The 18,065-nt window shown below is 45.4% G+C and carries 10 protein-coding genes and 3 pseudogenes; 4 read left to right on the top strand and 9 right to left on the bottom strand.

Annotated features, from left to right (window positions below; translation table 11 throughout):
• Positions 1-100: 100 nt before the first annotated feature.
• The 8 genes and pseudogenes from AC0KUT_RS02095 to AC0KUT_RS02060 all read right to left on the bottom strand — a co-directional run bounded on the left by AC0KUT_RS02095 (position 101) and on the right by AC0KUT_RS02060 (position 11,063).
• Positions 101-1,642: an IS1182 family transposase gene (locus AC0KUT_RS02095; RefSeq protein ID WP_488833149.1), complete on the bottom strand. Its 1,542-nt coding sequence runs from the start codon at positions 1,640-1,642 to the stop codon at positions 101-103.
• A gap of 279 nt (positions 1,643-1,921) precedes the next feature.
• Positions 1,922-3,463 carry an IS1182 family transposase gene (locus AC0KUT_RS02090; RefSeq protein ID WP_488831526.1) on the bottom strand — a complete coding sequence of 514 codons (1,542 nt, stop codon included), beginning with the start codon at positions 3,461-3,463 and terminating at the stop codon, positions 1,922-1,924.
• A 261-nt stretch (positions 3,464-3,724) separates the two neighbouring features.
• Positions 3,725-4,933: a group II intron reverse transcriptase/maturase gene (gene ltrA / locus AC0KUT_RS02085; RefSeq protein WP_488833148.1), complete on the bottom strand. Its 1,209-nt coding sequence runs from the start codon at positions 4,931-4,933 to the stop codon at positions 3,725-3,727.
• 600 nt (positions 4,934-5,533) lie between these two features.
• Positions 5,534-5,992, bottom strand: a complete 459-nt coding sequence (locus AC0KUT_RS02080; RefSeq protein ID WP_488833147.1) for a hypothetical protein — start codon at positions 5,990-5,992, stop codon at positions 5,534-5,536.
• 330 nt (positions 5,993-6,322) lie between these two features.
• Positions 6,323-7,870: pseudogene (locus AC0KUT_RS02075) on the bottom strand (glucuronyl esterase domain-containing protein); the annotation flags it as partial.
• Positions 7,871-8,131: 261 nt separating this feature from the next.
• Positions 8,132-9,025, bottom strand: a pseudogene (locus AC0KUT_RS02070) (endo-1,4-beta-xylanase); the annotation flags it as partial.
• A 210-nt stretch (positions 9,026-9,235) separates the two neighbouring features.
• Positions 9,236-9,574, bottom strand: a pseudogene (locus tag AC0KUT_RS02065) (cellulose binding domain-containing protein); the annotation flags it as partial.
• Between the two features lie 361 nt (positions 9,575-9,935).
• Entirely contained in the window at positions 9,936-11,063 is a 1,128-nt protein-coding gene (locus AC0KUT_RS02060; protein ID WP_488833145.1) for a helix-turn-helix domain-containing protein, read from the bottom strand.
• Positions 11,064-11,811: 748 nt separating this feature from the next.
• Between AC0KUT_RS02060 and AC0KUT_RS02055 the strand changes: the two genes are divergently transcribed.
• The 4 genes from AC0KUT_RS02055 (at position 11,812) to AC0KUT_RS02040 (ending at position 17,177) form a co-directional block, all read left to right on the top strand.
• On the top strand, positions 11,812-12,258 hold the full coding sequence (locus AC0KUT_RS02055; protein WP_488833143.1) for a hypothetical protein: 447 nt from the start codon (positions 11,812-11,814) through the stop codon (positions 12,256-12,258).
• An 82-nt stretch (positions 12,259-12,340) separates the two neighbouring features.
• Entirely contained in the window at positions 12,341-13,828 is a 1,488-nt protein-coding gene (locus AC0KUT_RS02050; protein WP_488833141.1) for a hypothetical protein, read from the top strand.
• A 63-nt stretch (positions 13,829-13,891) separates the two neighbouring features.
• Complete coding sequence (locus AC0KUT_RS02045; protein ID WP_488833140.1) at positions 13,892-15,622, top strand: GMC oxidoreductase; 1,731 nt, start codon at positions 13,892-13,894, stop codon at positions 15,620-15,622.
• An 88-nt stretch (positions 15,623-15,710) separates the two neighbouring features.
• A complete protein-coding gene (locus tag AC0KUT_RS02040) occupies positions 15,711-17,177 on the top strand; it encodes a hypothetical protein (RefSeq protein WP_488833139.1) in 1,467 nt (488 codons plus the stop codon).
• A 179-nt stretch (positions 17,178-17,356) separates the two neighbouring features.
• Here AC0KUT_RS02040 and AC0KUT_RS02035 read toward each other — a convergent pair whose 3' ends face one another.
• Entirely contained in the window at positions 17,357-17,839 is a 483-nt protein-coding gene (locus tag AC0KUT_RS02035; protein ID WP_488833137.1) for a hypothetical protein, read from the bottom strand.
• Positions 17,840-18,065: the final 226 nt, after the last annotated feature.

Below are 18,065 nucleotides of genomic sequence, written 5' to 3'. Positions count from 1 at the left end.
ATCGACAAGATGCAATATAAAACTGAACTAATAAGTCATTTATCGGTTAAAAATGATCGCATTTGGCCTATAAAAGCACTTCAGTGCTCTTTTACCCCCACTATGTCCCATATCTCCAGAGCTTTTCCACATTGTGCACCATGCAGTATAACTGCCATTGGGCAGTTACCTTTTGTTCGCCGCGTAAGCTTAGTTTGTTGAGCCTTTTATTGCTGCATATATTGCCAAACACCGGCTCAATGGTGTGCATGCGTTTGCTGTAAATTCTTTTGCCATCCTCGCTGTCAATTATTTTCTTCATCCGGTCGAGATGAGTGACTTTTCGTTGGCTTTCAATTAATACGGAGATTTGTCGTCCTTGGGCTTTTACATCATTTTTCATGCACTGCTTGTTGAGTGGGCATTCGCGACAATCTTTTAGTTCGCCCCTGAAACGCATATGTGGGCCGCTTGGGGTTTTAAAATAATCTCCTAGGTAGAGCATCTTCTTTCCGTTGGGGCATACTGCTTCTTTATTGTCGGCATCCACAACAAAGTCTTTGCTGGAAAATATCGCGCGGGTCTTTTTATTGTCTTTACGTGTGGCCTGGCGTTTTTCTTTATGTTTTAAAAAACTTTCCGAACCCGAAAATACAGGGTCTCTTAATCGGAATTGGTTGTCGGGAATAACGGCCGTAATTTGTTGCTCATGCAAAAAAGCCAAGTTGTCTTCACTGCAATAACCCGTATCAGCCGTAATAATGCAGCCATCTTGAAAAAGGCTGTCATCAAAATGGGTTTTGATGTTTTCGATCATGGGCTTTAATGTAATTTGTTCTTGGCCAACACCAAAGGCTTGCGCCTCTACAATAATTTGATGCTTATCATCTGCCGCCGTGACGCAGGTCATACCCTGAATAGTGCCTTTGCTGGTGGTCATTTTGCACGATTCGTTATCGGTGATATTACTTTGAACTTCACGTTTATTGCGCGAGTGCCCAATACGCGGTTTATGGGTGGCCAAGAAGCTGTCTATTTTTTTTGCGTTGCGCAAGAGGGTTTCAATAGTTTGCTGTTCCTTTTGATAATGTCCGCTTTTATCATTTTTTGCGGAATCAGAGGCTACGTGCTTGGCCACTATGCGCTCGGCGCGAGCACGCATTTTTTCAGATTTCTTTTTGAGTTCGGCGTGGGTGCCGCTCCATTGCTTAGAGGCATCCGTAGGCAACTTGCAACCATCGATGGCGAAATGCTCTTTGCCAATCAACCCGCTCTCATCACAAATAAGCAGTACACGATGAAACAAGCCTTTAATCGCCTCGCTGTTACTGGAAACAAAATTAGCGATAGTGGTGAAAAGTGGCTTAGTGCCCACCGCTAAGGCCATAAATTTCAAATCGGTTTCGCACAAACTGGCCATGACGCGGCTGGAGGTTATCCCCCGGTAATAGGCACAAAAGATAATACGCAATAACAATTCAGGCGGATAAGCCTTACGCCCTACGATTTGATTTTTGTAGCGCCCCAAAAAGTCATCGAGAATATTCGTTTGATTTAGGAGGGAGTAAAGATAAAAATCGAAATTGTTTTTACCCAGCTGATCGAGATAATTAATATCCATCAGCACGGTTTGATTTATGTTGGTATTAATAAAATTAGCCATATCCGCCTCACTAAACTGCAATAGCGGAATTTTACTATGAAGAAGGGGGAAAAACGCGGGGTATTTTCATTTTTCTACAGCTTGAACGAGGCTGTAGAAAAATTAAGTTTAAAAACACAAAATCCTTCCCAGCGCGTGGTTGTTTTAAATTGACGACTATTTGAACAGCTTTTCTTGCAATCGACAAGATGCAATATAAAACTGAACTAATAAGTCATTTATCGGTTAAAAATGATCGCATTTGGCCTATAAAAGCACTTCGGTGCTCTTTTACCCCCACTATGTCCCATATCTCCAGAGCTTTTCCACATTGTGCACCATGCAGTATAACTGCCATTGGGCAGTTACCTTTTGTTCGCCGCGTAAGCTTAGTTTGTTGAGCCTTTTATTGCTGCATATATTGCCAAACACCGGCTCAATGGTGTGCATGCGTTTGCTGTAAATTCTTTTGCCATCCTCGCTGTCAATTATTTTCTTCATCCGGTCGAGATGAGTGACTTTTCGTTGGCTTTCAATTAATACGGAGATTTGTCGTCCTTGGGCTTTTACATCATTTTTCATGCACTGCTTGTTGAGTGGGCATTCGCGACAATCTTTTAGTTCGCCCCTGAAACGCACATGTGGGCCACTTGGGGTTTTAAAATAATCTCCTAGGTAGAGCATCTTCTTTCCGTTGGGGCATACTGCTTCTTTATTGTCGGTATCCACAACAAAGTCTTTGCTGGAAAATATCGCGCGGGTCTTTTTATTGTCTTTACGTGTGGCCTGGCGTTTTTCTTTATGTTTTAAAAAACTTTCCGAACCCGAAAATACAGGGTCTCTTAATCGGAATTGGTTGTCGGGAATAACGGCCGTAATTTGTTGCTCATGCAAAAAAGCCAAGTTGTCTTCACTGCAATAACCCGTATCAGCCGTAATAATGCAGCCATCTTGAAAAAGGCTGTCATCAAAATGGGTTTTGATGTTTTCGATCATGGGCTTTAATGTAATTTGTTCTTGGCCAACACCAAAGGCTTGCGCCTCTACAATAATTTGATGCTTATCATCTGCCGCCGTGACGCAGGTCATACCCTGAATAGTGCCTTTGCTGGTGGTCATTTTGCACGATTCGTTATCGGTGATATTACTTTGAACTTCACGTTTATTGCGCGAGTGCCCAATACGCGGTTTATGGGTGGCCAAGAAGCTGTCTATTTTTTTTGCGTTGCGCAAGAGGGTTTCAATAGTTTGCTGTTCCTTTTGATAATGTCCGCTTTTATCATTTTTTGCGGAATCAGAGGCTACGTGCTTGGCCACTATGCGCTCGGCGCGAGCACGCATTTTTTCAGATTTCTTTTTGAGTTCGGCGTGGGTGCCGCTCCATTGCTTAGAGGCATCCGTAGGCAACTTGCAACCATCGATGGCGAAATGCTCTTTGCCAATCAACCCGCTCTCATCACAAATAAGCAGTACACGATGAAACAAGCCTTTAATCGCCTCGCTGTTACTGGAAACAAAATTAGCGATAGTGGTGAAATGTGGCTTAGTGCCCACCGCTAAGGCCATAAATTTCAAATCGGTTTCGCACAAACTGGCCATGACGCGGCTGGAGGTTATCCCCCGGTAATAGGCACAAAAGATAATACGCAATAACAATTCAGGCGGATAAGCCTTACGCCCTACGGTTTGATTTTTGTAGCGCCCCAAAAAGTCATCGAGAATATTCGTTTGATTTAGGAGGGAGTAAAGATAAAAATCGAAATTGTTTTTACCCAGCTGATCGAGATAATTAATATCCATCAGCACGGTTTGGTTTATGTTGGTATTAATAAAATTAGCCATATCCGCCTCACTAAACTGCAATAGCGGAATTTTACTATGAAGAAGGGGGAAAAACGCGGGGTATTTTCATTTTTCTACAGCTTGAACGCCGCGATAAGCGGTGGTTTTTAAGTTGTAGTTTTGCCATAAAATGAAGCGCAGCGAAATGGCAAAAATACAAGTCGAGTAGACCAACGGAACCTCCCCATCAGCCCCCCACAGAACCGTACGTGACACTCTCGCGTCATACGGCTCTTGTTATTCCAATTGTCAGCAGTTTTATCACCAGTGTGCAAACAGCTTCGGCCTCCACTGCTTGATTTGTTTTAACCATGAGTAGGCTTTCGTGCGGCTGGCGCGCTTCTGCGGGTATTTGCCTTTCACCCATTTGTACAAGCGGCATTCAATTGCTTCGCGAATGCCGTGCAATGCCGATGGATAAAATGCCCCGTAGTAGTTTAACCAACCTCTGATTTGTGGATTGAGTTTTTTGCTGAGTGTTACTATCGTTAGCAAACTCAATCGCCTCACATTCCACTCTCTCATCGTTTTGACAATCGCTTTCTTGGCTTTGTTGCTGATGGCCGGCGCAAAACCGGGAGCCAGTTTGCCATCTTTGCGTTTCACGGTTCTTCGCCGGAAGGTGAAGCCCAGAAAATCAAACGACTGCGCTCTAGCTCTTTCAATTTTGCGCCGACCACAGTACACGATTTTGGTTTTATCAGGGTGCAGTGTTAAATCAAAGCGCTGCATTCTTTGTGAAATAGCACTGAGTAGCTGCTCGGCTTCACGCTCGCTTCGACAATGGCAAACAATGTCGTCAGCATAGCGCTCGAACGGATTTTGTGGAAAATATTTTTGCATCCAACTATCAAACACCTTGTGCAGATAGAGGTTCGCCAACAAGGGACTGATGACGCCACCCTGCGGCGTTCCTTTTTCTGACTGTTGAATGTCACCGCTTGGCATTTGCACACCGGCTGTGACCCAGCGTTTGACATAGAGGTTGCACCATGGGTTATCTGTTGCTTGTGCAACAAATTGTTGTAGTTGATCGTGATTCAAATTATCAAAGAATCCTTTGATATCCAGATCAATCACCCATGCATATTTCCAGCAATTGATTTTCGCCGCTTGCACCGCATGATGGGCACTGCGCTTGGGGCGATAGCCGAACGAGGACGAGTGAAACTTAGCATCCCACTCCGGCTCCAGTGTCATCTTGACCACCATTTGCGCCACGCGATCTGCCACCGTGGGTATCCCGAGTGGGCGCAGCTTGCCATCCGACTTAGCGATTTCTACACGCTTTACCGCTGGCGCCATGTAGCTGCCCGAACTCATTCGATTCCAGAGTTTGTATAACTCATTCGTCAAATTCTGTTCAAACATCCCGATGCTGATGTTATCCGCACCCGCTACACCGGCATTCGCTTTTACTTTCAGCCACGCCCTGTGCACTAACTGCTTCGGTATACTGTAACTGTGCATTGATTGTTGAGTCCTACCTTGCGGTTGTTGGTTCAATCACTGCTGAATAACATCGCCCCTTCGCTCCATTGTCATTACAACAACTTCATCACTACTACGAACGATTCCGCCACTGTGCGCTGCATTGATACTCTCGCCTTACGGGGTCACCGCTTTCGGCTTCTCTCTTAACATCAGCACGACAGCTTCCCGAGTTCCTCACAAAAGCCTGATAAACGGTCACGCCTTCTTTACGCCGGTTGCCATCGAGTCAGTAAGCAGTTTTCTTCTCGATTTCTCTCAGCAGTTTTAAGGGCCACTGATTTTGACAACAGTTAGGGACATCACGACGCCTCATCAAAGGTTCACTTGCGTTCGTCTCCGTTTATCGTACCTGCCGAATTTACTCTCGACGTTTCTTCAACGCTCACGACAATGACTCTTTATCAATGCCGCTTGAAGTGGTTTGCATTCTCTTACTGCAAAGCGAATGCGGTGGGCCTACCACCATCTCTTGCGAAGTTACGTAAATAGTTTCATCGCTACGCGATTAAACTATTTACTCTCGGCACACCTTAAAAACTGTCCAAGGAGCGTAGCGACTGGTGCTTGAGCGACTTGTTATGGATGTTTAAATTCAAACCCAGACTCTGTCAGAACCACTAATTTTTTTTCTTCAACACTAGGACAACACTGTGGATCATCTTCACCGTACTTAAAGCCTTTAAGAGTAATTATATTATCTTGAATTTCAAAGTCGTTTGCAGAGAAGCCACCACGCTTTCCTACTTCGAAAGGAGGTAAAGTTTTACCATTTACAATACCTGTTAAGTACCTGAAATGCATATTTCCACAGTTTCCATTCTTTCCTTTTCTGTTAAAGCAAGGCCCTTCAATAGAATATAGAGCAACCTCCACTCCTTTGGATGAAACAATCTTTCTGTACTCACAATATTCAGCCCCTTTAATTTCTTGAGCATGGACTTTTATTAAGCCAGACAACTCATTACTAGTAATCGGACAGCCATCAGCGAATACAGTATTAGCAAAAAAACAAAATAGAAATGCATATTTTTTCATTCTAGGGTTCCATAACAGTTTATTCAACGGCCCCGGCCGTACATCTCCGGAAGCCAGTAAAGTTTACGGGCTATATAGCCCTTCCAAAACAAAGACTTATGCTACCACTAAAAATATAAATGTAGATATACGGTTTAATAAATCTGGAGATATACGGCCCGTCAATCATTATCTCAATCTCCGCCTTGACCTTGGCCGCTCCATTAGTTATGGCTTTGGCTCCTGCAATTGCCCTTCACAACTCAAGCCGTCACAAACAAAAAAGCCAACATCACCTAAGCAATGTTGGCTTTCTAAAATCAGTCACAGCATCCCTGCTGTAAAAAAACCTTAATTCAAGGTAGGCGTACTCCAATCCACCCAGTCGTTCATATTCGCGGTTGCATTTGAACGCGCATTTATACCACCCGTAGTCGCTGATTCCTTTTTCAAGAAGCGGCGAATGTTGGCTTGCAGTGGCGCTTTAAACTCGGGGCGAATGGCGCAGTGTGAGCCGTCCGCTATGTTGGAGAGATAAGTGATAGAACTGGTTGCGCCCAGGGCTTTATACACTTCGGCACCAGCCAGTGCGGCGGCGTGTGCAGATTTTGGGCCTAGGTTGGAGATGTGTGGGTTGTCCATAATGTACAAACCACGCGGGGCTACCAACGCAATAATTTCGTGGGTATCAACCGGCAATCTTCTTACATCGGAAACATAAGTGTTGAAGGCATCGCCCAACCAATAGGTTTCACCGTAGGCACTGCTTGCACTTTGCGCGCCTTCACCGGCTATGCCACGCCAAATAGGTACGCCGCCGCTGCCTGATTCAATCGGCATGGTTAAGGCGATACGTTGATCGAGCGCGCCGATAGCGAAAGCTCCTTTACCAAAGCGTGAACAACCGGTGACACCAATTGCATCTGCCTTTAATACCGTAGTGCCGGATTGCTCCAGTACGTCGATGATGCGGCTTACGCCCCAACCCCATGCGGCTAACAAACCTGTGGTGCTGTTGTTGCCGTAGATGCTGTAGTAAGCGCCGGTTTTATTGCTGCGGCTGCCAGACTCGGCACCCACTACATAAGGATCATAAGTAATTACGGCTACGCCTTCTGCTTTAATGGTTGCTGTGTCTGCACCAAAACCACCGAGTACCACTACTGCAGGTACTGGGCCGCTGACATTGCTGGGCATTTCTATTTTGGCAGTAAAGCTGGCGCTTTTACCTTGATGCTGAACATTCACGGTAATTAGACTTTGCGTAACTGTGCCGGTTACCTGCGCCGGTTTTGGTTGCTTGGTGCCATAAATAGACGCTTCAACCTGCTTCAAAATTTCTTGACGCTGACAGCGCCAATCCGCTTTGCTGGTGATGCGTGCGCCGTTATATTTTTTGAAAGGATCGGGCAGTTTTGCGTTGCTGGTTGTCGCGGGTGGATTACCCAGCACACAGTCAGCGCCTTCATTTTCTTTACTGGAAGAACCGGGATTAATCGGGGGAGTAACTTCCACCAGCTTGCCGCCGGTTGATGAGTAAATCGCAAAACCTGCGAGGGTTGCGTTATCGACCAGTGTCGCCAAATCAATGTTCAACTTGCCGTCAGTGACTTGAACGTTATTCACTGTGTAGGTGTAAGCCGCATTAGCACCGATCAACGAATAGAGATCAACTTGGAACATTTCCTGTTTGCCTTCAACCGATACATTGAACGAACGCTGGCCCACTGTAGTTTGATAAATTTCAGCAAATTGTAATTCGATAGAGTAGGTCGAATTGGTTACCGGAATTTCATAACCATAGGTACCGTAACGCTCGCTTTGGAAGAGCGCGCCTTCAGCAACGTTGGTGATGTTGTTAGTTGTAGTGTGCGCCGTGCCGCCAGTGCTGTATTGATCCGCTTTATATTGCACACCGCTGTAACTCACTTGCGCACCGCCAGCATTAATCGCTACCACCAATTGTGCCGTGTTCGATATAACGGAGCTTGAACTGGATGAGCGCAGCGAACTTGAAGGCGCAATCACAACACTGCTGGAGGTTGATGAGGGCACACGACTAGAGATAGAACTTGGTACCGCCACAGATGACGGGCTCGATTTAGATGAAACGGGAATCGAGCTAGGCACCGAGCTTTGGCTTGAGGGCGTTGCCGTTGCGATGTAATTCATCAACCAGGTCATGGCGGGGCGAGGTGCGCCATTGTCTTGAATAAGGCCAGTGCCATCGCGCCAGGTTTTGCCCACTACATAACCCCACAAGGTAATACCTTTCACCGATGCATGGTTATAAAACAACGGGAATTGCTGTTGCATTACTTGCAGCTGCTCTTGGTCGTTAGTTTTTTCGATGTCGTATTCAGAAATATAAATCGGTAAACCCAAGGCGGCGATTTGATTCAGCTTTGTCGTAGTCTCAGACAATGGACGATCTGCAAGGCCGTGGGCCTGCATGCCCAACGCGTCAACTACACCAGCATTGATTGCTGGGGTTGCCATGGCAATAAACTCGCTGGTATTCCAGCTAAGCACATTGTAATCGTTAAGAATCAGGGTCGCATTAGGGCAATACTTGCGCGCCAGCTGGAAGGATTTAATCACCCAGTCATTGCCAAACGCATTTTGTGCATAAGCGGCAGGTGCGTGGCCCGGCGTAGCTTCATTAACCACATCGATCATAGCGGTGTCAGGGTAGCGCGCACAGTAGTCGCGAATCCATTCTTCAATTTCTGCCGCTTGTTCGCTAGCACTCAAATTATTTATCCAGTTTGGAAATTGACTGCCCCACACAAGGGTGTGCGCTTTTACTGGAATATTATGTTCGCGTGCATAGGCGTAGATGCGATCCAAGGGCGCCCAGTTATAGACATCGCGGGTCGCCTCAACTGAACCCCACTTGCCTTCATTTTCAGGCGTGATTTGATTCCAATAATTACTAAAGTCTGACCGCACCGCACCCGAGGTAGTGATGTTGCCCACAAATTTGCGCGCGGGTGCTGCAACAGAGGATTTGCTGCTTGAACTAGGGGCGATTGAACTGGGAGGAGTGGAGCTAGGCGCAATCGAACTAGGTGGAACTGAGCTAGGTGCGCGCGAGCTGGGCGCAACACTTGATGGGGCTATTGATGAGGGCGCAGTTGATGAAGGGGCAATCGAAGACGGAGCTGTCGAAGAAGGTACGACCGAAGAGACTGCTCCACCGCCACACACAGTGCCATTTATGGTTGGACGCTCAGCGGCTCCTGAACCCTTGGTGCCTTGAAACCCAAAAGACACTGACTGCCCTGCAGCAATGCTGCCATTCCAAGCAAGATTGGACGCCGTGTAAGGGCTAGAGCCAGAGACATTGGCATTCCAAGAATTAGTTATGCGATTGCCGGAATAATTCCAATTAAGGCTCCAACCATTTATCGCGGCGCCTGTGTCATTTTTAATTGTGATACTGGCGACAAAGCCGTTGTTCCATTCATTATCGACATTGTATGCACAAGCCGCCGATGCGCCTTGCGCTGTGATTGCGAGCACCGCCCCAGCAGCAACTAAACTGCGAGTTCGTTTAAGTGCCTGAGCGACAAGCCCAGGAAGAGGTTTTAGGTTATGCATTATTCTAATCTCCGAAATAGAGTGGCATGGAAGTGGCACAAAGCATTTCAGCCAACTGTTGCTGGCATACCGCTGGGAGTAAGAAGTGAATGTTGAGCGAAACTAAAATTATTATTTATTTTTATTGTTCTATTTTATTGAGCGCACTTATTTATTAAGCGTATTTACTGGTTTAAGCACTCACCATGAGGCGGGTGATCAGGCGAGGAAAATAGCGGGATTCATCAACAAATATTTCCATTTTTCGCACAACCTCTGTCAGCGTGCGAAAAATGAAAGCTTTAATGCATATATTACAAAGGAGCCAGACCGTCACACACCGAACAGAAGCTGCCCAATGAAATGAAAATCACCCATAAAATCACAATGTGTCTTTTGACTGAGCCTGATAAAGCGCCTTAAACGTTTTTGGCGCGCAGCCGTATTCCTGTTTAAATAATTTATTGAAGTAAGGCACATTGTTATAACCTACCGCGTAGGCGATTTCCGAGACGTTAATCTGGGTGCTTTCGGTTAACAGCCGTGCGGCTTCGGTCAGGCGCAGCTTGTTGAGATAGGTTGTGAAAGTTAACCCCAGCTCTTCCTTTAGAATCTCATTTATTTTATTGCGATTAATGTTGAGCGATCCGATGGCGGTTTCGAGGCTTAAATCGTGATTGGTATATTCCGTTGCCATATAGCGTAGCAGTGCGCCCTTTTCCTTATCCTTTTGCGGCTCAATCGACAGCTTTTTATAAGCGATAAGCGGTTGATCACCTTTAACTCTGGCTCTTATTGCCAGCGTCAATGCCGCACCATAGGCGCGCAGCTGTAGGATAAAAAAGAAAACCCATAAACACACAGACACCAAACTGGCCGCATAAATATAGCGAGGCTCTGAGCCCAATAACTGTATCTCTGTCAGCTTCACATTGGAGGGCGTATCTGCTGGGCTTTGCAGTGAATTAGTCCACGCAAAGCCCATAGTTTTACTGAGCTGATAACCCTTTTCACTGTAGTCGAACCCGTACTTGCTTAACCACCACTGCGGGGTATCGAGATCATCAAGCGCTATAGCGACTTTTTGCCAGCCCTGCGTACATGAAAATGCCGAGGACGACACTCGCCGCGTCACCAGATTACTGAGATCTGTCACCTTGTCATCGAAACTAAATAACGCAAACAAGAGCACATTCTTGGGGTCGCAAGCGACTTTAAAAGACACCTCTTGGTAGCGCGTTAGATCGACTTGCAACGCTGACTGGATGGCATCGACAAAATAGAGCGAATAGTGAACATAGGGAAATTGCTGCGCAGAATCGAGAAAAAAATCGTACTCAAGATTGCCTAGTTCATTTTTTAACTGAAGTTGCGTCCTGCCTTTTGGCTGCTCCGGCTCTATCGCCGTTTTCCAAGCCAACCCTTGATCGCGCACCGGAAACAAGGAAATTGCCAGCTGAGACTTTTTATAGCCCGCATAAATAATGGACGCGCTAAGGATCACCATCATGAAGGATCCAATAGCAACATTCCGGTAAAACTTTATCATGGATGAAAAACCAGATTAGATGACTATTTATTGTATTTATCTTATTGTATTTATCTACTTTGTATACTTGTATACATGCACCATCCGGCAATGTCAAATGAATCTCTAGGTGACACCCAGCAGCCCATTAGCTGCCACTAGCCTTGTCACGTCTTTTCTTAGTGCTAACCTCTTAATGCTAACCTTGGCGCTATTTGAATTCAGCAGTACTCAGTAATACATCAAGGCAGCACACTGCAATCATTAAGAATGAGCAGCGCATTTTGGCAGAACCGACACACCCGCTATAAAAAGTTATTCCTCAAAAAAACTTCCAAAGAATTATCCTGAACCACGGAATTAATTTCACCCACTATGTCCACCCATCACCTCCCCCGCCATAAATATTAGGATGATAACTATCCCGTCAATTACACCTACCCCCGCCATAAAATTTAACCACCTGCTCGTCGTGAAAAAATATTGAAATATAGAACCTAACAATTCTGTCGCATCAATAGATAAAAATGAAATCTTACGCGACGTTTTTCTAAAAAAAACATGAATGTAATGCTGTGTAATAGAAAAGTGTTCTTTACTAGGAGCAGTATGTTCATATAACGATTACTAACAGAAAATAGTTAACGCCAGTTTCTACTTATTTAACAATTATCTACTGTAATTTTTTAACAAAAAAATGTTTAAACACTGTTAAGCACAAAAGGTATCTATGAAAAATATTTTAAGCTTACTGTTGGTGCCATTACTTGCTGTGAATGGCGCGCAGGCAGGCGACACTTCCGCTGCCATTACTAATATTGAAGGAACCTATCAATGCAGTGGTGAATGTGTCATCACCGCCACAAACGGAGGAAAAGCATTGATTTCCGTCACCGGTGAAGTTGACAAGATCGCGCGCTGGAAAGATTCCAAATATGGCATTTATAAAATAGATATTACCGGCAGCAATAATTTTAAAGAACAAGAAATTGGCAGTTTAGTCGGACATCAGATGCAAACAGCTACCGCAAACGTATCTGATGCGCAGTACCCTGTACTTGAGCAATACATTTTCCAAGGAAATCCCAGCGGCCAAGCCACTCGGTACACCAAAACAGTATTAAACCCCAGCAACAATAATTTCAAAGCCTGCTCCATCGTTTGCAACAAACAATAGTTACCGCTAAAAAATATGCAGGCCAAGTCACTGGGCTAACCAGCAGCAATCGTTAAACAATAAAAACAGCCAGGAAACAACTATGAAAAATTATGCGCTAACGGCGATAGTAGCAATAACGGCTATTGTTTTTTTTGTCTCATGTTCACCTAAAAAAGTAGCTGAAAGCGGCTATATGCCCTTCCCTACAGGGTTTGGCTATATGGAAGAACTTAACAAATTACAAACCGCTACCGACAATGGTAATAAAGCCGTTATTCGCGATCATGCATGGAAACTCTGGGCGGGAATTATGCAGCCAGATGACAAAACCGGTTGGCCCCTATGGTTTAGCTGGAAAAACACCACCGCCGCATTTTCTGCATCCACCAGCGATCCAACACAAAAACCAGCCGCGCCATTTGTAGCCAAAACACTGCGCGCCCACAACACTAAAAACACCCCCGGTGTCGACACTAAATCACCTATTTATTGCGTACCCAATGAAGTGCAAATTCTCTACCCTAAAGCAATAACATTGGACGCACATAAGCAACCGACAATTGGTGACGGCAAAAATTTTCAGAATAATGGCGACATTATGATTGCCACAGAATCACTCAGCAGAGAAGCCTACAACAGCATTCGCGACCAAAAACTCTATTTGCAATCCACCCTAGATAAAAAATATCAAGATAAAAAAGACGTGAACGTAGCTCAGGGCTCCATAGTGACCAAGCACATGTATTGGCCAGTGAAGGCTACGGGATTAACCGCACTACCCGTTTGGAAAAATCAAATTAAACCGAGCAACCCTAACTATGCTGGCTATGAAATTTGGAATAGCTTAGTTGCCATAGATCCCTCTGGGGAAAAAATTGGGCAGCGCGCGGAGGTTGAGTTTTTATATGGGGTAAGAAACCATCAACAAGACTGGTACTGCCCCTCTGGCAGCATTGATCCAGTCGGTGCTCCTACGATGATGCCAAGCGTAACAATGAACGCGCCTATCTATGGGCTTAATGATTTTTATTTTCATAAAGTCACCAAAGCCGACTGGGAAACGTTTAATGATAGTGACAAGGCCATCATTACTGCTTCTAGTTACTGGGCAAATAATCAGCCGTTTAATGTAGGCGACTATTTAGTGACAGTAGCCATGCACGTAAATACGAAAGAACTACCCAGCTGGACCTTACAAAGTGTGTGGTGGGCCGATGATGAAGAGCTAAATATCGCTGAGAACCCCTATGCTAAAAATAGACCCGTGCTACCCAATGCGCAGGGCCCTTGGCAACATTACTTACTAACCGACTCTTATGCGGTGCCACCAAACGATAAAGGCGAAATGGATATCGCTGTTAACCCCTATATTGAAGGTGTAACTCACCCAATCGCGACCAGCTGTCGCAACTGTCATGTGCGCGCGGGCTGGCCTACAGCGCTAGGGCATCCTGCCGGCACCGCAAGCTACCAAAATCCAGATTGCCCGCTGCTATTAGCCTATCTCACGCCAGAGACTCCCTGCCTCAAAACACTAAGTCGCTCAGATTATTTGTGGATCATCCCCGATCGCGCGCTTGATCATTAAATATCTTATGTTTTTTTAGGTAAAACCAATCCAACACAATAAATTTTTCGCTGAGTAAATTTTATGTCTAACTATAAAAGTTTTTTTACCTCTAACAATGACAGCAACGATGTAGCAAAAGATGCCTCTGGCGCGCCTCCCAACAATAGCGGTTATCCACACCCCGGCCCGCAGAATGCTACCGCCGAGCAAATTGCCAGCAGTGCATTTTTTGCAAAGCCCGACGCATGGCCAAGCATACAAACAGCAGAATTTAATTTTATTGTGATAGGTACTGGGCCAACGGCAGTTGCATTTATTGAACAAACACTGAAGTGCAACGCGCATGCAAAAATTCTGATTTTAGAGCGAGGAGGATATTGGTTGCCGACTCACTATCAAATGTTGTCAACGGCGTTTCAGGTAACGACGGGCACACCAACCACAACCTACCCCTGGTCGCGCACTAAAAAAATGGCAACCGAAGGCAATGAATTTTTTCAAGCTGGCTATATCCCGCAATTAGGCGGTCGCTCAACCTATTGGAGCGCATGGTGCCCAACGCCAACGCCGGCTCAACTGCGGGATTGGCCAGCACAATTAATTGCGGTAACCCAACAGAAAAATTTTTGGCAGCGCGCCCAGAATTTCTTACATGTCACCGCTACCGATGAAATTCAAAACGGTATCTATGGTGCATTGCAACAACAGATAACTAAAAATTTGCGCAGCAATTTAGGCTCTGTCCCATCGGCAACAGAGGCATTTTCAGCACCTATTGCGGTAGGAAAAACCGATTGGCAAGGTGTTAAATTTTATAAATACTCGACGGTGGGCACACTTCTCGAATTACAACAAAAGCAACTTCTGCTGGAGAAAGCAGGGTCAGGTTCGGCACTAACACTAGTGGATCGCTGTGTCGTAGATCGCTTAGCACACGACAGTAAGGGTACAGTTACCCATATTCATACCAGTCGCGGCGCAATCGCAGTGGGCAGCGCAAAAATCATATTGGGCATGGGCACCATTCCGCCAGCCACGTTATTAATGAACTCTTTTGCCGATACTGATTTATTACAGAATGCAGGTAAGCGCTATACCGGGCATTTTATGTCGCATGTCATCGCCCGCATTAAGCGTTCAGCCTTTACGTCTTTAGAAAATTTAGAAATTGGTGCAACTTATTTAGCCGGTACCGACAGTAAATCAGGCTTGCAGTATCACGTACAAAGCAGTGCATTCACGTCTGTAAACCCTGATGCAGATGCGGGAACTATTGCACGCGAAGCGCCAGACGCGGCAGCCGTTGCATCACCAGAACAATTGCACGGCTCCGAAAATTACGTTGTATTTGTGTGTGCAACTCTCGGGGAAGTAAGTGAAAAGAATCCTGACAATTGGATCAAATTAAATGATGACCGCGACCCAACTACTAATATCTCTTTGCAATTAGACCTTAGTAAAGCAGACCAAGAATTGTGGGATGTTTTGGATGAGGCTACCTTTCAAACAATTTCTGCTATGACGCCAGAAAACCATAGCGCCGATATGGAATATTGGGTTGATGGCAATGGCTGGCAATCAGCGCGCCCCACGGCAGCGGATATACGCTTACCGATTATTGTGCACGAAGCTTCACCGCTGTGGATTGGCACTGATGCGGCCACATCTGTCGTTGGTTTAGATTATCGGCCCCACGGTGTAAAAAATCTCTATGTGACCGGAGGTTCACTATTTCCCTCTTCCGGCTCATGGAATCCAACACTCACTATGTGCGGTTTCGCACAAGACTTAGCAGAAAAATTAAATTCTTAGATTTATCTCAAGACCTACACCTTTTGCTTTCACGCAAAAGGAATATCAAACGGTTTCACTACCAAAACCCTGTTGAAAGGATATTACTATGAAAAAGATGAAAGTCGCCTTTAGTGCATCGCTTTGCCTTAGTTTGGCAATGAGTTGCGGCAGTTATGCTGAACCAACGCACCGCGCTAAGATTGAAGCTATTGCCGCGAGCGTTGCTACGCCATTTCAAAATAACAATGGACAACTACCCACTCCACAGCAATATTCCGGGCCTTTATTTAAAGGCAGTTTTGATTGGCAGAAAAAGGCACTACCACCCTTAAAGAACTCGCCCTGGCAAGCGGCCATTAAAGGCCAAAAGATAAATACTAAAAACGCGGGTGCTTATGCTTTAGCACTGCGTAAATATGTGAGTAAAAATGCGGAAAATTTAATTTTGCATTATCCCACCTGGAATGCAGGAAAATCTGGTTGGTACAACGAACCTTGGCTAGGCAGTCAGCGCGAAGCAATTCGCGGCACTTACCCTGCGGGTGAATTTGGCCCAGCAATTTTTCCTGGCACAGGTTTACGAGCCACCTTTAATACCCACGTATTAACCTATTACGATAAGCGCGCTGCGTACACACTTACTAAGTTGTGGGGCGCTTCAGCAATGAAGCCTGATATTAAAACCCACAATAGCCAATTTGAAGAGGGGGCGATAATTGTAAAAGCAGCTGTATTTGCCTCTACTGACCCAACGCAAAAAACCGATTGGTGGGATGCCATGAAAGGTGCGGCAGAATGGTCGCTGTTTATCGATCAGTCTGGTGATAAACAACCACAGGTTTGGCCTGGCTACGTAGCCCAGTTCGATATTATTGTTAAGGATTCAAAATCATCGCCCATCACTGGCTGGGTTTTTACTACCTTGGTGTATGACAGCTCTTTACCGGGCAACGCTTGGGACAAAATGATTCCTCTCGGCGCCCAATGGGGTAATGACCCACAGGCGACAAAACCTGGCCAGCCGTTGGTAGAAAATTGGATCAACCCCAAAGCACCCAAATACTCAACGCAAACCCTGGGTTGGGGTGATCGTCTTTCTGGCCCGAATGATGGAGCGCGCAATAATATTGCCGTTAATGGCAAGGTTGAGATTAACGCGCCCGACTCATCTTGTATGAGCTGTCACAGTACCGCCCAATGGAATGTCGCACAGAATAAAATGGAATCCTTTTTGCTGCCTTCATTCCCGCAAAAAGCACCACCGGGCTTCCAACTCTGTGGCGACGATGGAAAACCTAATGCCAATGGCCAAAATATCTGCTCGCCAGCTCCGGCAACACCCGCGTGGATGAAGTGGTTTACCAACCGTTTGGGCACACAGCCTATGGATAAAAATTCGGTCGCAATGGATTTCGATTTAGTGTTTTCATTCAAAGCGCTACCACTATGGTATAGCGCCACCCACCAAGGCGTGAGCGAAACCCCCAATAGTTTTCACTCTATTATTCAAAAAGCTCGCTTCAATCAATACACGGGAGCACCATTGAATAACGCCGATGAAACAACAAAATAATGTCCTGGTAGTTACGTAACAACAGGATAAGAATAAGGGTAAAAATCCCTATGTTTCAAATAATCCCCGCCCTAAACGGCGGGGATTTTTTTACGGCTAATAAACGTGTTTTAAAGGAGAAATTGTTGACATCCGCCATTCGTCGTTTTATCAAAATGACGACATACTGTTTTTTGTTGCTATATCTGCTTCTTGCCGATAAATAGCACAACAACACAGTAATAATAATGGCCATTACTGAAAAGCTCTCCGGTAATAAAGCCACCTGCAGAGGATACTTTGGCAGGAAAAGTGAGATCTAACCCAACCAAAGGACCGCCAACACTAACTCCTCGCCCCGTTACTGGCATGTCTTTTGTAACAATCCTCACAAAGTCATCGTTTTCAGACAATTCCTTGCCGGCACTGATTATGACACTAATAGAATCTTCATCAGGTATCCCTGATTTAAAAGACGGGACTACTAAAGCTTCAAAACTACGCCCTAAAAACTTTTGAACTTCTGTTCCTCCAACGTCTTCACTCGATGCTCTTAGTGATTCCCCGTCATCTCGAAGGAGAGTGATCGAGGCATCGACTGTTGATAAAGACTTAAATTCATTTGAGCCTGAACGTTTTCCTGCTTTCGACCAACGGTCTGCTAAAATTTCTCTGATGCCCATTTTATATTCCTTAACGTAGTGTGGATTGGCTTGGTTATTGGCGGAAGCGCTGCAATCCGTTCAGCAAATTCGCCTAACGCTGCTACAACCAGCTCCAAATTACTCCGCTTTTTTTGTGTAACAATGTGCGCAGCACATGTACAAGAACGCGGAGTAATTTGGGTCAGCTTTACAGCTTTGTTACAAGCCCGTAACACCCAGTTAAGTGCGCAGACCTGTAAAATAA

The organism is Cellvibrio sp. 25HG11W-0 (assembly GCF_057815475.1).
The sequence above is the reverse complement of the archived record's forward strand: the minus strand, read 5'-3'. Positions and strand labels throughout refer to the sequence as shown.

Coding starts and splice junctions, on each gene's coding strand:
- AC0KUT_RS02045 (WP_488833140.1), top strand. CDS start 13,892: ATGTCTAACTATAAAAGTTTTTTTACCTCTAACAATGACAGCAACGAT.
- AC0KUT_RS02035 (WP_488833137.1), bottom strand. CDS start 17,839: ATGGGCATCAGAGAAATTTTAGCAGACCGTTGGTCGAAAGCAGGAAAA.
- AC0KUT_RS02095 (WP_488833149.1), bottom strand. CDS start 1,642: ATGGCTAATTTTATTAATACCAACATAAATCAAACCGTGCTGATGGAT.
- AC0KUT_RS02040 (WP_488833139.1), top strand. CDS start 15,711: ATGAAAAAGATGAAAGTCGCCTTTAGTGCATCGCTTTGCCTTAGTTTG.
- ltrA (WP_488833148.1), bottom strand. CDS start 4,933: ATGCACAGTTACAGTATACCGAAGCAGTTAGTGCACAGGGCGTGGCTG.
- AC0KUT_RS02090 (WP_488831526.1), bottom strand. CDS start 3,463: ATGGCTAATTTTATTAATACCAACATAAACCAAACCGTGCTGATGGAT.
- AC0KUT_RS02060 (WP_488833145.1), bottom strand. CDS start 11,063: ATGATGGTGATCCTTAGCGCGTCCATTATTTATGCGGGCTATAAAAAG.
- AC0KUT_RS02055 (WP_488833143.1), top strand. CDS start 11,812: ATGAAAAATATTTTAAGCTTACTGTTGGTGCCATTACTTGCTGTGAAT.
- AC0KUT_RS02050 (WP_488833141.1), top strand. CDS start 12,341: ATGAAAAATTATGCGCTAACGGCGATAGTAGCAATAACGGCTATTGTT.
- AC0KUT_RS02080 (WP_488833147.1), bottom strand. CDS start 5,992: ATGAAAAAATATGCATTTCTATTTTGTTTTTTTGCTAATACTGTATTC.